The 15,340-nt window shown below is 41.2% G+C and carries 12 protein-coding genes; 5 read left to right on the top strand and 7 right to left on the bottom strand.

Translation table 11 applies throughout. The annotated features are described in order from the left end of the window. Position 1: 1 nt before the first annotated feature. From ACF8OV_RS20415 to ACF8OV_RS20400, 4 genes are read right to left on the bottom strand one after another with little or no spacing between them, the layout of a single operon-like run. Positions 2 to 451, bottom strand: coding sequence for a hypothetical protein (locus ACF8OV_RS20415; RefSeq protein WP_005498619.1), 450 nt, complete (start codon positions 449 to 451; stop codon positions 2 to 4). Next, positions 451 to 1,794 carry a type II and III secretion system protein family protein gene (locus ACF8OV_RS20410; protein ID WP_005454128.1) on the bottom strand — a complete coding sequence of 448 codons (1,344 nt, stop codon included), beginning with the start codon at positions 1,792 to 1,794 and terminating at the stop codon, positions 451 to 453. The genes ACF8OV_RS20415 and ACF8OV_RS20410 overlap by 1 nt, the downstream gene beginning before the upstream one ends. Before the next feature lie 2 nt (positions 1,795 to 1,796). Further along, entirely contained in the window at positions 1,797 to 2,549 is a 753-nt protein-coding gene (locus ACF8OV_RS20405) for a hypothetical protein (RefSeq protein ID WP_005481305.1), read from the bottom strand. Between the two features lie 58 nt (positions 2,550 to 2,607). After that, positions 2,608 to 2,862, bottom strand: a complete 255-nt coding sequence (locus ACF8OV_RS20400) for a Flp family type IVb pilin (RefSeq protein ID WP_005481274.1) — start codon at positions 2,860 to 2,862, stop codon at positions 2,608 to 2,610. Positions 2,863 to 3,056: 194 nt separating this feature from the next. On the opposite strand from ACF8OV_RS20400, the gene ACF8OV_RS20395 reads away from it, so the two are divergent. Beyond that, entirely contained in the window at positions 3,057 to 3,500 is a 444-nt protein-coding gene (locus tag ACF8OV_RS20395; RefSeq protein ID WP_203503155.1) for a prepilin peptidase, read from the top strand. Positions 3,501 to 3,552: 52 nt separating this feature from the next. On the opposite strand, the gene ACF8OV_RS20390 is transcribed toward ACF8OV_RS20395, so the two are convergent. The 3 genes from ACF8OV_RS20390 to ACF8OV_RS20380 form a co-directional block, all read right to left on the bottom strand. Then, positions 3,553 to 4,461: a LysR family transcriptional regulator gene (locus ACF8OV_RS20390; protein ID WP_005454057.1), complete on the bottom strand. Its 909-nt coding sequence runs from the start codon at positions 4,459 to 4,461 to the stop codon at positions 3,553 to 3,555. Positions 4,462 to 5,068: 607 nt separating this feature from the next. Beyond that, a complete protein-coding gene (locus ACF8OV_RS20385; RefSeq protein ID WP_005454316.1) occupies positions 5,069 to 6,052 on the bottom strand; it encodes a GlxA family transcriptional regulator in 984 nt (327 codons plus the stop codon). A gap of 46 nt (positions 6,053 to 6,098) precedes the next feature. Next, positions 6,099 to 9,134, bottom strand: coding sequence for a M6 family metalloprotease domain-containing protein (locus tag ACF8OV_RS20380; RefSeq protein WP_392404391.1), 3,036 nt, complete (start codon positions 9,132 to 9,134; stop codon positions 6,099 to 6,101). Between the two features lie 265 nt (positions 9,135 to 9,399). Between ACF8OV_RS20380 and ACF8OV_RS20375 the strand changes: the two genes are divergently transcribed. From ACF8OV_RS20375 to cqsA, 4 genes are all read left to right on the top strand, one after another. Continuing rightward, the gene (locus tag ACF8OV_RS20375; protein WP_203503380.1) at positions 9,400 to 11,628 is read left to right on the top strand and encodes a M9 family metallopeptidase; all 2,229 of its coding nucleotides are present in this window, start codon (positions 9,400 to 9,402) and stop codon (positions 11,626 to 11,628) included. Between the two features lie 179 nt (positions 11,629 to 11,807). Continuing rightward, a complete protein-coding gene (locus ACF8OV_RS20370; RefSeq protein WP_025520389.1) occupies positions 11,808 to 12,545 on the top strand; it encodes an EAL domain-containing protein in 738 nt (245 codons plus the stop codon). A gap of 289 nt (positions 12,546 to 12,834) precedes the next feature. Continuing rightward, positions 12,835 to 13,779 (top strand): ribosome biogenesis GTPase YlqF, encoded by a 945-nt coding sequence (gene ylqF / locus ACF8OV_RS20365; RefSeq protein WP_005454328.1) that lies wholly within the window; start codon positions 12,835 to 12,837, stop codon positions 13,777 to 13,779. Between the two features lie 354 nt (positions 13,780 to 14,133). Then, on the top strand, positions 14,134 to 15,315 hold the full coding sequence (gene cqsA / locus ACF8OV_RS20360) for an alpha-hydroxyketone-type quorum-sensing autoinducer synthase (protein WP_203503167.1): 1,182 nt from the start codon (positions 14,134 to 14,136) through the stop codon (positions 15,313 to 15,315). Positions 15,316 to 15,340 lie beyond the last annotated feature (25 nt).

Genomic DNA, 15,340 nt, shown 5'->3' with positions numbered 1-15,340 from the left:
TTTACTCCACGACAGGATTCGTCATACTCAAACGTCTGTTGTATTCCAAGCTGCATCCAAATGGATGATTTTTAAGAGTATTGAATGAAACAGCACCACAGGTTTGTTCTTGAATCTTGTGATACTTCGCGACGATTTTTACACCTTTGCCCTCACTGTTTGCGTTCAGTGTGTATCGCAGTTTATTTACGCCTTTGGCTTTGATTTCTTTTACAAAACCATCAACAAATTGACTCTCTTCGGTGTCGTAATTGATTGCAAACGTAGACTTTGGGTATTGGCTATTGATTTGATTAACAAAGTTAACCGACTTATCCATTGCCACGTCTTTGTTGGTGACTCGAAACTCAAAGGTTTCCACAATGGTGTCTACCGTCGTTTTATTTGGGGTTACCGATACCGAGCAACCGGTCAGTAAAACGGAAACGACCAATAATAGGTTTGCCTTCATTAGTTAAAGCCTCCCGCCTTTATCGTATTTTCCAACTCTTCGTCATCAACTTTCGAAAGATCGAGCTTCAGCAAGCGCTCAAGGTCACTCGTTCGCTCGAACTTCGGCAGCTTGATGTCAGTTTCTTTGACAGGGTCAACAAGATTAACTGTTGCGACGATGATCAACTCCGTCTTTCTTCTTTCGGTATTGGTCTTACTGAATAACGCACCAAGAATTGGGATGTCGCCTAGATAAGGAATTTTTGCCAATGACTCCTGCTCTTCCGACGTTAAAAGACCAGCTAACACGAAGCTTTGACCGTCTTTCAGTTGAACCGTTGTCTGAGCTTTTCGAGTTCGTAGCGAAGGGACACTAACTAGACCGGAGTTCACACCATTAGTTTTATCAATCGAGCTCACTTCTGGTAGCAGTGACAGGCGGATGTTTTCTGAATCGGTCACCTTAGCAACCATAGACAGCTTTACCCCGTATTCTTTATAAGTTACGGAAATACCATCGTTGTCTCGGACGGTAATTGGGATTTCACCACCGACAAGAAAGCTCGCCGATTCGCCAGAAATTACCGACAGGTTTGGCTCAGCCAGCACTTGGCCGATACTGTCGTTGCCACTCGCCGAGATAACCGCGACGATATCTTCTGCCGTAAAGTCCAGAATTTTGTTGACGAACTGACCAGCACCGCCAATCGACTTACCATTCGTCTCTGCGTATGACACGCCGAGTTCTGTTAAGAATGAGCTCGAAACCTCTGCAACCGTCAACTTCACATTGATTTGATCGGTAGTGAGCACTTTTAAGTTGTTGATGATATCTTCGAAAACGTAAGTAGCTGTATAGTCAAGCGGATCAACGGATTCTCCATTTGCGCCAGAAAGCTCAAAAGTATTTCTTTGCTTACTCTTTTTCAGCATCTCACCAACATGGCGGTAAACTTTGTCTTTGATCTCTTCGCTGCTAACAACACCATCAATGACTATTTGCTCACCAATATTGGTCAGCTTAATGTCTTCATCTGGATATCTCGCAATAATGGTTTGCTTTAAAAGTCTTAGACTCTTGTTGACTACCACTTCTGCGTTATAAATTTCGTTTCCGGCTCGGTCATAAGCAATGATCGACGTTGCACCACGACCGATACCGTAAATCACGAGCTTCCCATTTGCGATTACCTTGTAGTCCGCAATTTGAGTGTCTGCGACAAATACTGTGTCGATGTTGCGTTTTACGTTAATGGTTTTTGCTGCGCCTTTATCTAAGCTCAATAGCTCCCCTGCGGAGACTGAAGCTGGGAGTAATAGCGCCACTCCTAATGTGACTAATAGTATATTTTTATTGAACACCCTTAATTCCCTCTCAGCTGTCGAACGCCAAATCGATGCTCAATTAAATCGCTACTTTTCACAGATAAGTATTTATGAACCATCTTTGCAGGAACCAGCGTTATAGCTCCGATCTTTTGTGCCATTTCAAGCTTAAGTACTTGTTTAACGGTCAACGCGATGATCAAGCCATAGTCTTCGTTTGACGAATCATCTTCAGACACATTCATCGCCTGTAAAACTAAAGCACCATCAATAATGACGTTGCTTGTTAAACTATCGATATCGGAATAACCGCTTTCTAATAAATTCGATTGAGATGAGGTTGTAGCGACAAAGCTGACGCGGTCGCCAGGTTGTATTGGTAACGCCTCAACAATGCTACTGCCTTGAGAAAGGTAGTAATAAGGGACCTGATCTTTTTTAAGCGAAAGATACATGTAATCTTTTTCGCCGGGGTTAGAAACCAAGTTTGACGTTAGTTGAGTTCCTTCGGTGACATCTTTTGCCCATAGAGCGCCAGATTCAATCTTGATACTCGTATAAGGGGTATAAGAATGCTGTTTTGCTTCTGACTCTGAAAACTCACGAATATCAATTGCATCAATATTGACGGGATCAGCTTTGTTCACAGTTCGATTAACAAATGCGACTTGTACAAACACTTCATTTTCCACGACGGCCACAGGCTCTGGCTGGTCAAAGAAATCACTGACGTAAAAAAAGGCCAAAAACATAGTGATGGCAACAAATACAAAAATTAATGCTCTACTCATAGAATAAAAACCTTAAAAGAGAGGGTTTCCCCTCTCTCTAAATTTATAACGGGTTAACTTATCCTTGTTTACCGTCGGCAGTACCGCCTTTACTACCACTGCCACCGGCTGAATTAGCACTATCCATCGACGTAGAGATCTTACCCATTGCATCATTTAACGTTGTTTTCAAAGTGCCATCTTTGAATACAAATAGAATAATTGAAGACATTGCTACAGCGATGATTGCGTATTCCACAGCAGTGACACCACGTTTGTCAGACTTAAATTTGTTGCGGATATTACGAAGTTTAGAATTGATATTTAAAAGCATGTTTACCTCTATTTCCCTTGAATTAATCACTCATTTCGTGAACGAAGAAAATTTACATCAACAGAAACAATCACACCAATTAAGCTTTTTTATTTACATATAAGATGTTGTTATAAAAGTAATGAAATCCATTACATAATTTTTTATTATCCAAAATAATTTGAATTTAGAAGTAACACATTTAAAATAGTAAAATGAATTATATAAATTTTGCTTTATGGCTAACTTGCCTGGTTAATGTCTTACTCATATTCTATGGTGACATTCGCTATAGAATTGTGAAACATCGACTTCTTCTTATTATCTTCATTACTTCACTACTTAGCTTGTTCTTTACTCCAGAACCACTAACCCAGCTTGCAGTGAGTTCCTCTGTTTTTATTTGTTTTTTTATACTTTGGTTGATAAACATTGTAGGCGGAGGGGATGTAAAACTCATTGGTGCACTTTTCTTAGGAGTGAACGATGAATATATGTTAGCGGCAATAGTAGCGATAGGATTATTGGGTGGGATTCAAATATTGGTTATGTGGTTAATGTCTGTTTATCGCAAAAAAACACCTTTTGAGAATGGTATCCCTTACACAATACCAATTGGTATAAGTGGGCTCTTTTTCTTCTACCTGTCATTAATTTAATCATTATTAAAACAAACGCCATGTCTATTTATTCAATAGCCATGGCGTTTCTCTACATCACTTCACAACTGGTTAGCAAGCGACCCGTAGGTGGCCTACCAACCACGCCTTTAGAAGTAAGTCGGAATGTTTCGGTAATCAAACTTCTCAAACGTTCTTGGTCAATTTTCTTCGCAGCAGAATCATTACACCATACGTACATCTCGATATACTTGGATAGCGGATATTGGCTACACTTGTAATCACCTAATGTCCAACTTGGACAGATAACAAAAGTATTTGCCGCTTGCAGTTCATTGATCATCAATCGAGAGGAAGAAGTGGTAAGCCAATGTTTTACCTTAGAAATATCCACCCCAGAAGAATCAAGCAATACCTCAGCATCTCGCCTAGTCAAAGTATTACAAAAGACGATTCGCTCAGGGTAGCACTCCTCAGGTTTGACGGCACAGTCGCAAGCTAAAATGTATTGCTCTCTATTTAGGGGGAAAACGCGACCTTCCACGGAAGTGGTGTCACCAATAGCGAAGACTAAATCGTGGTTATCTTTATCAACACAATTCATGTCGCTATAACTTGTAATAGCCAACTCGACGTCGTTATACACTCTAAAAGAGCTAATTACCTTAGCGACCAATTCAGGGGCGAATGAATCAGATATCGCAATAGAGTACCGATCAAACATATCTACTTGAGCCAATTCGTCAAATAATTGGTCATATAAAGACATTGTTCTGTCTGTATAACTAAGCAATATTTGGCCATGTTTAGTCAGATTGAATCCATCTTTTCGATCGAAGACTTCAGCCCCTATAGTACATTCAAGTTTTTTAATATGTTGTGAAACGGCTGGTTGGGTTAAATATAGACTTTCTGCTGCCGCAGTAAAACTTCTATGCCTTGCAACATGTGAAAAAGTGCGCAAGTACTTTACATCGATGGTACGTTTATTAGCTTTCATTTAAATAACACCAAGACCCAATAATTTTCCGATAGTTATAATTTTTATAAATCCATAAAGCTACAGATGAAGCCAGTTAATAAATAGCTCCCCTCTATAACTCAGTGTCTTATTTTACGTCTAAGCATTAAACAGTTGTATAAGAAACCAATTGCTTACTCATTGAGTTTACCACTGATCCGACAAGATAAAAAACATTGTAAATATCTGTTTTAACTATTATTTCACGTTGCGAAATAATTAATTAAAAAAAGATAACTTTATAATATTGTGTCTTAATCACCCCCTTTATAAGGTCTAAATCCCCCTTTAATTTTAAGTAATTACTTAATAATATTCATATTGGTTTATTTCATAACAAACAATATACATTATATGAACGACAATATTATTAATAGAAATTAAGTAATTATAAGAATACGTATATATAAGTATAAGTTACCGTTATTAAAAATCAATTCAAGACTAACCCATTTATACTCGAACGAAAATAGCAAACGTTTGCCATTTTCGTTCGAACTATAATATGGATTTAAAACGAATGTAAATACGACTATTCAATTAATAATGTTGTATAGATCATGATTCTGGCCATGAGATATGCTTATCATTCAGCTTTAACTTGGTTTCTTTTACGATATTCAAGCGGAGAACAATCATTTTCTCGTTTGAATATCTGCCTGAAAAACTGTGTATCAACATAACCAGATCGACTTGCAACTTCATCAATTGACAACTTTGTTGACCTCAACAGTTCTTTTGCAAAAGATAAACGCCCTAACTGAATAAACTTTAGCGGACTGATGGATGTCGCCTCTTTAAATCGGCGTTTTAACTGCCGTTCTGATAAGCAAGCTTCATTCGCTAAATCACTGATAGAGACGATGTCTAGATCCGTGGTGAGAATCCATTTTTGGATTTTTAGAATCAGCTCATCTCTGTGTTGCATGTAACGGAAAACATCACAGTATGAATGAGAGTTTCCACTGCTCTCTATTGTACTTAAAAACTGGTTACCAAGGTTTCGAGTGTGCTTTCCAAAATACTCTTCTACTATTTCCAGCATCACACTTGAGTGAGAGTAAGGTCCAGACGAAAGATAGACGTTTCCGTCAATGAGTGCTTTCTGCTCAGTCATGAGCATTATCTCAGGGAACAGTTCGCCAAAGAGGTGGGCGAAGTAAGAATGCATTACAGCTTTGTTTTGCTGCAAAAGACCGGCTTTCGCGACGACAAAAATACCAGTGTCAATTGCAACTATTTTACTGCCTTTTAGGTGTAACTCTCTGATCCAATCGAACAATGCAGGATCGATATTATCTAACGATTCTAAAGGATCGCCAATTGAGCCAATGATTAATATGTTTGTAAAATCAAATGATTGCCATTGTGCGGTGGGTTGAACGCTGATCCCCCCTCGACCAATTAACGGCCGATTGTTTGGCGTAACGACGTGTGTCATGAAACCTTGGAACTCTGCAAATTCAGCTGCTGTTTCCAAGATCTCTAATGAGCTTATTATTGATGCAAAATACCTCCCTGTCGGAGCAAGCGCTACGACACGGAGGTTTTTCTTATTGGTTTCCTTCAATCTTCATTCATCCTGCGAATATAAGACGATGAATTATAATATTTTTCTACCAAATATCATTTCTTATTACGAATCTATACAAATTATTAACCTTTGTTCTCAGGCTAATCAGCATCATACACAGAGTGACCCACAGCCCCATAGAGCCGCCTTCTTCACCCTTGCCAGGATCATTTTCCACAACGACTTCTTGCTTAACGACCATAACAACGCTCTTAGTAATAATTGCACCATCGTTGTCGTTTACCGCCACTTCAAACGTCAGCTTTTCACTTTTCTCACTCACTTTTGGTAACGTCACTTCTACACTTGCCGTGTCCGTGGTGGCAAACTGAGCTTTAGTCCCAGAAACTTGACGCCATTTGAATGAGTGATCCGTTGAATCAACGTCTTTTAAGCCAAGTACAGATAGTGTGACTTTTTCGTTTGTTAGGCCTTCTTTACGGCTCGCTTCAACAGCAAAGATCGGCTCATCATTAACCGCTTCGACTGTAATTACAGCCATAGCTGTATTAGATTCACGTCCGTTTTCTTTCATAATAGAAAACTCAAACTGGTCATTCCCAAAGTAGTTTTCCTTGCTTTGGTAGGTATTCCCATCAATCTTGCCGTGCATCGGCGGCTTTTTAATGACGATGGTGTCCCCTTTCTCTAGTCCTTGTTGCTGACGTAAGTTAAGTTCCAGTGGCGTATCTTCTAGCGCTTTGTATTGAAGACTATTCGCGGTGATTACTGGAGAATTGATCGTGATGACCACCTCACCTTCTGCTGTCGTCCCAAAATCGTCAGACACTTGATACTTCATTACTGCTCGTTGTTCTGGAATGTCCGAAACAGGAACAGAATAGTGGATTTTTTGTCCTGAGATTTCAGCGCTACCAATCGAAGGCTTTGATGTGATCTTATCTAGCTTCAATGTGCTATTCGCATCCGATGAGTGGTCATTCGCCAGTACATCAATCGTAATACTTTCACCGCTTAATACGGTGACGGAATCCGTTTCAACCGTAATACTAGGTTTCGCCTGAGGTTTTTCTAACAAAGCAGCAAAAGGATAGTTACGGCCACGCCCTTCGCTTAATCCGCTCGTCTTGTACGAACTGGCATTTCCATAGAACTGCTTCTTTTTCTCTCCGTTAGACAAATAAGCGTCCAAGAATGAATAGCTGTATTCTGGCTTAGCGTTTTCTAGCTCAATGACCAACAACTGCTCACCTTCATCGATATCAAATGGCGATGCAAACATAACTCGACCACCAAACGTAGGAATCAACCCCGATGACACTTCAACTTGAGTGTCAACGTTAATAGACGCATTCCCCCAACGGTTTGTAGTCAGGTCATATTTAAACATGCGATAACGCATCTCGGAGTTTGGTAGGATTGGCTTAGCAAATAAGTAGAAACCAACCAAAGATTGGTAACCGTCGTCGTTTTCTAACCCAAACCCTATCGTATTGTTGCGGCTGTCTTCATACACGTACGTTCTTGAAAGTGACGTTATCCAAGCCGATTTATTCGTCGATGAAGGAATAGACGCTCGTAACGTGCCGCTTTGATCTGTACTGGCGATATCATTAATCGAGATATTGGTTTCCCGGCCACCGGTGATGAGTTTCAAAGAAGGAGTTGTATCGTCCGAAATAGTTACCACATTGCTTGAACCCGGGAACACATCACCTTGATCTGACCAGCCACGAGTTTGTAGTTCATCCAGACCGTCCGCTTGGAATACCTGAACTTGCATTGGCCCTGTGTCATTGAAACGGTTGTCGATACTTACGGCCGTGATCAAAAGACCTTCACCTGACAACGCACGGTCGTATTCCGTTTTTCTTCTGTTTTCGAAGTAAGCTCTTGGACCTTGCTGTTTCAAGTACGGATCGAGATACACCACACCCTCGCCTTGACGAGTCTCGATTGTGCTAGAACCCGACGCTTCAATCACTTTCGGCTTGATGAAACCAGCAGCTTCCTTACTCCATGCCAACATATTGACCGGCGTTTCCCCTGCATACGTATCACCTTGTTTACTTGCCCAGCTTCCGCCACCCATTAATCCCCATTGGCCAACAGAACCGGAATGTTTGTAGGAGTACAAATCAGGTAGACCAAGCATCAAGTGTCCAAGCTCATGGGCAATCACGCCCATCGTAGATTGATGGTCTCCTTGGAAGTCAGCAAACAAGCAGTAATCTCGGATGGTCTTTCCATCGATCTCAATCGCATTATGACTATAACGATGAGGCCAAATGTACGGCGTATTTACCGAACCGGCAGATTTGTCATACCCCGCAAATACAAACATCACAGACAATTCGTCAGGTGTGATTTTATCGTCGTTATTCAAATCGTAAGTAGACAAATCCACATAACGGTCTAACTTGTCGTAAGCGGCTTTAAAAGCCTCATTTAACTTACTGTCACAAGTCGCATCATTTTTTGAGTGGCAGTTCGGGTGAGCGATATCCAACGTAAGGTTGATGACACCATCGTTCGCCGTACCTTCCGTTTCTTTCGCAGGCTCTACAATGTAACGTCCGTAACTATTCTTACTGAAGTAGTCTTTTACACTTTGCTGATTATCACCAAAAATCACATTGGTGAAGTCATTCACAAAGTCTTGGTTGTTAAAGCTCACCTGAACAACGAGCAAAGGTTGGTGCGTGGGCTCATTTGTTGCGTTTAGTGCTCGAATGGGAGTTTGCTCAAGATATGGCTCATTCATTGGATAAACGTGCTCAAAAGGCAATAAAGAAGACGTCGGGGTGACGCGCTCTTTTAACAACTCTCTCACTGCTTGTGGCATTTCTAATTTGGCTTCAACCCCAAGAGAAGTGACGACAAAACGCCCATCAACAATTTCATGATTACCATAAAACCACCCTGTCTCTTCATCGTAGACATAAATAATGCCTTCTCTATCTTGATACCAGAAAGATTCTTGATCGCCATAAAGTTTTAATTCTTTCTTTGAACCATCATTTAACTGAAATTGATGCCAAGTTGGCGCAGGCAGCGTATTGGCATGAGCAAAGGAAACCATCAAAGTGCTGATGATTGGAAAATATATTTTTTTCATATACCCGTCGACTAAAATAAAAACCAAGCGTTATGTATATCAAAATCAAGTTTTCCGTCCCAATTAACATTTCTACTGAATTTATAAATAATAGTTATTTGTTCAATATCACATAAAAATAGGCGTGTTGAGCATAATACATTTTTATCTAGCCATTAAATTCTATTATTTAACTATGCATCAGTAAAAATATATATTTGACGCCCATTTCAAATACAATACTAATTCTATGAAAAATATTAAAACTGCATGTCTTCTATTATCCATGCTTGGTGTTTTAACTGGATGTGGTGGTGATGATTCTTCCGGTGGAGTCAAGACTGTTCCTGTCGCTGGCGTAGATTCTGGCGACAAAAACGATGACAACGCTGACGTAGATTCAACTGTGGATGACGATAAAGATACAGATACAGATACAGATGATGACAGTACCGTCGATGATGATTCCACGAAAGACGACGATACCACTGACGATGACACCGTGGTAGATGACGATACCGAGCTTTTCCCACACAAAGGAAAATGTACTGTTGAAGATTTTACGGTTGACCGAGTCAATATCGAATCAAGAGTCGCAAACAGTGACTACGAGTGCATGAGAACGTGGTTTTCTCCATCGTTAGCTCAAGCAGACGTCGTCTTCAGTACCATGAGCGTGAGTCGAATTACTGGCGGATTAAAAAAGGCAATTGAAGCTTATAAAGGAACAAAAGAGCAAGCTCAGCAAATATACTATTTAGGTGAGTTCATTAAGGCAGCTTACAAAAACCGACACGATACCTTTGCCAAAAAGTTACAACCTTTCCCATCCGAATTAAGCGTAAATATTGCCAATACCATTCAACAATTTTTGCGCTCGCCATACGCTCTAACTGACGGTCGCGAACAGCAAGAAGCGCTCGCATCCATGTTGATTGTTGTTGATAGTATTCGTCAACTCGCCATCGCCGCACCCGATGTTTTCGCTATTCTTGATAGCTTTTCAGCGGATAAAAGCGACAGCTATTACTACCGTAAAGCCATCAACAATATCTTTGTCGCTATGGCTGGACACTCACAAACCAAAGCGTTTTACGATGTGATTGAATCTGACTCAAGTTATATCCATCGTTTGAGTGGTTTTATTACCAACAACGAATGGGCGATAGGCACGGATTCTGAACAACTACTTGGCAATGCCGCGCGAGAGCTCGCTAGGCTGGTAAAAACTGAAGATGCAGAGACCAAAAAAGTCGTTGTCGACACTTTAGATTCTTTGTTAAAGCGCTACCCGCTAGGCGGTAAGTCAGACAGAATTTGGGTTGGCATCGCCGAAATGGTTGACGCTTATGCATCAGATTATCTTGAGCAGCTAGGGCTAAGTAACTCAAAATCTGTATTAAAGCAGCGAATAATGACATTCAGTTATGATTGTCGCGGACCCGCGAGAATTCTTGCTCAAGAGATGACAGAAGCTCAAGCAATAACAAGCTGCGAAACATTAAACCTCAAAGAAGATGACTTCCACCAAACTGTTAATACCGGATATCAGCCTGTCGCTGATGATCATAGCGATAGTGTCGATGTTATTGTTTTTAAAACCAAAAGTGACTACTCAACCTACTCCAGCTTCCTTTTTGATAACACAACCAACAACGGCGGACAGTTCCTTGAGCGAGACCCATCAAAACAAGGAAATGTACCTCGATTCGTCGCTTATCAAAACGGATGGGACGACGACTTTTCGATTCTAAACTTAGAGCACGAATATGTGCATTATTTAGATGGTCGATTCAACCAATACGGTGACTTCCACGACACAATGCGCGAAGGCAGTATCGTGTGGTGGTTGGAAGGTTTTGCTGAATACATGTATTACAAAGAGGGCTACAATGCTGCTCTAGTACTTGGCAAAGAAAAGACGCACACATTGGCAGACGTGTTCAGTACGAACTACAGCGACGGTTTAAACCGTGTGTACCGCTGGGGCTACTTAGCTGTGCGCTTCATGATAGAGAAACACCCTGAAGACGTTACTGAACTGTTAGGTTACTCGCGTACCGGCCAATACAAAGAGTGGGTGAAACTGCTTGAACGATTAGGGCCTGCTTACAATACCGAGTTTCATTCGTGGCTGGATGAGGTGACGAAAGACATTGACGATTCGGATATTTCTCAGCCAAAACCGAAAGAGAAGCCTAAGAAAATCGAACTCAATACCAGCATTCAAGTAAGTGGTAAAAAGTTCTCTGAAACGCTCTTCTTTGTCGATGTTTCAGAAAGTTATAATCAACTAGAAGTGTCTATCTCCGGCACTGGTGATGCCGATCTATACGCTTGTTACGACAAAGTATGCCACTACTTCGAGTACGAATGGTCGAACTACACCCATGGTAGTAACGAAACGATTTCAATCCCAAAAAATGAAGACGGGTCGATCAAAATGGGACAATACTATTTCAGCATCAGTGGTCGTGAAGAATTCGACGTAGAACTGTCTGTTGTTGCGAAATAAATTTCTATCGTCGTTCATTAGGCACCTGTTTTCTCGATGGTGCTTAATGAACATTAAATATTATTTATAGAGGTATTATAATTCTTAATTTCCTGACGTAATAACTTTAGATATAGAATATGAAACGATATTTAAGTGTGAGTCAAACATAGTAATAGTAAACGGATAAAGTGGATAATATGAAAAGGAATATGCCTTACCTACCTAGTTTCAAATTGACTGACTTTGATATAAAAACGTTAGTACAACCTATCCTCTGTCCTAGAAGCCAAGAAATTCAATATTACGAAACTTTGTCTAAGATAAGCACTTTTGATAAAAGCAACATAAACAACGACGTATTCTTTTCCATTATAGACAACACGTTTATTCAAACTCTCGCTTTACAACAAATTCGATTTTCTCTTGAAAAATACCCTCACCAACTACACTCTTTTAATATTAAACTCTCTTGTTTAGCTGACGAAGATTTTGTCCGTGAGCTTTTAAGCTTCAATGGTGCTAAGTTTGCTCTTGAGATAAGCGAGCTTGATTGTTATACCGAATCAAAAGAAATACGCGAAAACTTGTCAGTGTTACAAGCGAACAATATCGAGATTTGGCTGGATGACTATCACCGTAACAACAAGCTGGCTAACATGTCACTTGGCAAAATACTTTGGGATCGTATCAAGATTGACAAAAGCTTTCTAAAACACGCCGACCAAGAGTCTATACAAGCACTAGAGTACTTCTTAGCCCCTTTCTGCTTACACGGATTGATCTTCGAGGGTGCTGAGTACATCGAACATCATAAGATGTTAAAGACAAGCCACTCATTAACTCAAGGTTACTATTACTTTAGACCGTCCCCAATAAACTCTCTCGATTCAAAACCGCGCGTTGCCGACTCAATCAAACTCTCCTATGCAGGTTAAATAAAGCAAAGCAATTTGAACAGTTCCACTGTTGTTCATTTTTGTATTCCTTATTTAAGGCCATTATGTCGCAACTGAATGCCTTTGATATTGGTCCTAGATGGTGAGAGGAACACGTTGAAACTCTGTTTCTAAATGATAAGGGTTCCTGAACGTTTTCCGCTACAAGATAAAGTGTTAAGATCCTCACATCTATGCTGTCGTAGTTTCAGGTGACCGATATCGTACCTTTGATACCCCACCTCATACCTTCCACAGCTTAACCATAAATTTAAAGGCATATTTTCAAATGGTTAACAACTCAATCCAGTGGTTTCCTGGCCACATGCACAAAGCGCGTAAAGAGATCGAAGAAGCCATCCCGCAAGTGGATGTGATCATCGAAGTACTGGATGCTCGTATTCCTTTCAGTAGCGAAAATCCTATGATTTCAAAAATCCGCGGTGAAAAGCCTGTTGTAAAAGTGCTAAACAAGCGCGATTTGGCTGATCCAGAGCTGACGCAACTGTGGATTGACCATCTTGAGAAAGAACAAAACGTAAAAGCAATGGCAATTACGACTTCTGAGCCTCAAGAAGTACATAAAATTATGGAGCTTTGTCGTAAGCTTGCACCACACCGTGAAGAAGTTGGTAAAAACATTCGTACCATGATCATGGGCATCCCGAACGTGGGTAAATCAACCATCATCAACACACTGGCTGGTCGCACTATCGCAGTAACGGGTAACCAACCAGCGGTAACGCGTCGCCAACAACGCATTAATTTACAAAACGGCATTGTTCTGTCTGACACACCTGGGATTCTTTGGCCAAAAGTGGAAAACCCACATAGTGGTTTCCGTTTAGCGGCAACGGGTGCCGTAAAAGATACGGCAATGGAGTATGACGAAGTTGCGTTTTACACTGTTGAGTATCTAGCAGCGCATTACCCAGAACGTCTAAAAGAACGTTACCAAATCGAAGAGCTGCCAGAGTCTGACATTGAGATCATGGAAGAAATTGGCCGTCGTCGCGGTGCGCTACGAGCAGGTGGCCGAGTGGATCTTCATAAAGTATCTGAAATTCTACTTCACGAGCTTCGACAAGGTACACTAGGACAAATCACTCTTGAGCTTCCTGAGATGATTACTCAAGAACTGATCGAAGTCGAAATAGAAACGGCTCGCAAAGAAGAAGAGAAAGCGAAACGTAAGGAAGAACGTCGTAAACGTTACTTACGTAACAAACGCTAAGCTCTTTTTCTCACTCTATTCCTAGGCGCGATTTTCGCGCCTTTTTTGTCCGCCACTTTTACACCCAACTAGATAACCCCGCCTCATCAACGTAACCACTTTTTGTCGTATTTACGTGGAACTTTGTACTACATCTTTTACGGCGTACAAGCACAAAAAACCATGTTTATTTATTGAACACAAACTAGTTTAGACCCCCGTAGCCTAAGGAGTTACAGCCACCATCCAACCCTTAAATATCGAGTTTGCAAGCGCTAGCAAAGTTATGCAACTTGATTAGTGACACTCTCCCCAAAATCTTCAATATAAATAAGGTCAGCGCTGGCGTTTTTCCAAATCACAAAGAGATTTATTATGTGTACTAAAAACGAAACTAAACCACTGCCCTCTTTTATCGAGGAACGCCTTAATTTCCATATTCAAGATTTAATTAAATCTAACGAAAATCAAAAACACCTCGTTCTTGGCAAACGACCGTCCGAAAATGCCGTGGTAATGCAAAGCAATGATTACCTTTCGCTCTCTCACAATGAGCTCATTCAGAAAGCGCATCGAGATGCAATTTCTGAACGAGATGACAATGTCGTGATGTCGGCAATCTTCTTACAAGATGACCAATCAAAACCCGCCTTTGAGCACCAGCTGGCGACGTTTGTCGGCATGGAAAGTTGTTTGTTGTCACAATCAGGATGGGCAGCCAATATTGGTTTACTGCAAACCATCTGCGCGCCAAACGTTCCCGTATACATCGACTTTTTCGCTCATATGTCGTTGTGGGAAGGAGCACGCACCGCTGGAGCGCAGATTCATCCTTTCATGCATAACAACATGAATCATCTGCGCAAGCAGATCCAACGCCACGGTGCGGGAATCATCGTTGTCGATTCGGTGTATAGCACGATTGGCACAATCGCCCCGTTACGTGCCATCTACGAAATGGCGAAGGAGTTCGATTGTGGCTTAGTGGTAGATGAATCCCATTCATTCGGCACGCACGGACCAAAGGGTTCTGGATTATTACAAGAACTGGGACTAACACAGATGGTGGATTTCGTTACCGTAAGTTTGGCTAAAACGTTCGCCTACCGCGCTGGTGCGATATTAGGCCCGAACAAGCTAGCACAATCGCTGCCCTTCGTGGCCTATCCTGCGATTTTTAGCTCAACGGTTTTGCCGCAAGAAGTCGTGCGTCTAGAAAAAACACTTGAGGTAATTAAAGCGGCTGACGACAAACGTGAATGTTTGTTCAAGCGAGCCAAAGAACTCGCGATCGGATTAAAACGTATTGGGTTTAACATTCGCAGCGAATCGCAGATTATTGCTCTTGAATGTGGAAGTGAGAGAAACACTGAACGAGTACGAGACTTTCTTGAAGAAAGAGGCGTTTTCGGTGCGGTGTTTTGCCGACCTGCCACGGGCAGAAACAAGAACATCATTCGATTTTCTGTCAATGCCGACATGACAGCTCAACAAGTGGATCACGTCTTATCGGCTTGTCAGGAGGCATTTGACCATCCCGACTTAGAGTTTGTGTAAATTGATTCGTAGTGGACGCTGAGCC

This window comes from Vibrio sp. GLN_1 (assembly GCF_043106015.1).
Lineage (GTDB): Bacteria > Pseudomonadota > Gammaproteobacteria > Enterobacterales > Vibrionaceae > Vibrio > Vibrio parahaemolyticus.
Note: the sequence above shows the minus strand (reverse complement) of the source record. Positions and strands in the feature narration are given on the sequence as shown.

Excerpts from the sequence above, each read along its gene's own strand:
- ACF8OV_RS20415 (WP_005498619.1), bottom strand. The coding sequence starts at position 451 with ATGAAGGCAAACCTATTATTGGTCGTTTCCGTTTTACTGACCGGTTGC.
- ACF8OV_RS20405 (WP_005481305.1), bottom strand. The coding sequence starts at position 2,549 with ATGAGTAGAGCATTAATTTTTGTATTTGTTGCCATCACTATGTTTTTG.
- ACF8OV_RS20400 (WP_005481274.1), bottom strand. The coding sequence starts at position 2,862 with ATGCTTTTAAATATCAATTCTAAACTTCGTAATATCCGCAACAAATTT.
- ACF8OV_RS20395 (WP_203503155.1), top strand. The coding sequence starts at position 3,057 with ATGAATTATATAAATTTTGCTTTATGGCTAACTTGCCTGGTTAATGTC.
- ACF8OV_RS20390 (WP_005454057.1), bottom strand. The coding sequence starts at position 4,461 with ATGAAAGCTAATAAACGTACCATCGATGTAAAGTACTTGCGCACTTTT.
- ACF8OV_RS20380 (WP_392404391.1), bottom strand. The coding sequence starts at position 9,134 with ATGAAAAAAATATATTTTCCAATCATCAGCACTTTGATGGTTTCCTTT.
- ACF8OV_RS20375 (WP_203503380.1), top strand. The coding sequence starts at position 9,400 with ATGCTTGGTGTTTTAACTGGATGTGGTGGTGATGATTCTTCCGGTGGA.
- ACF8OV_RS20370 (WP_025520389.1), top strand. The coding sequence starts at position 11,808 with ATGAAAAGGAATATGCCTTACCTACCTAGTTTCAAATTGACTGACTTT.
- ylqF (WP_005454328.1), top strand. The coding sequence starts at position 12,835 with ATGGTTAACAACTCAATCCAGTGGTTTCCTGGCCACATGCACAAAGCG.
- cqsA (WP_203503167.1), top strand. The coding sequence starts at position 14,134 with ATGTGTACTAAAAACGAAACTAAACCACTGCCCTCTTTTATCGAGGAA.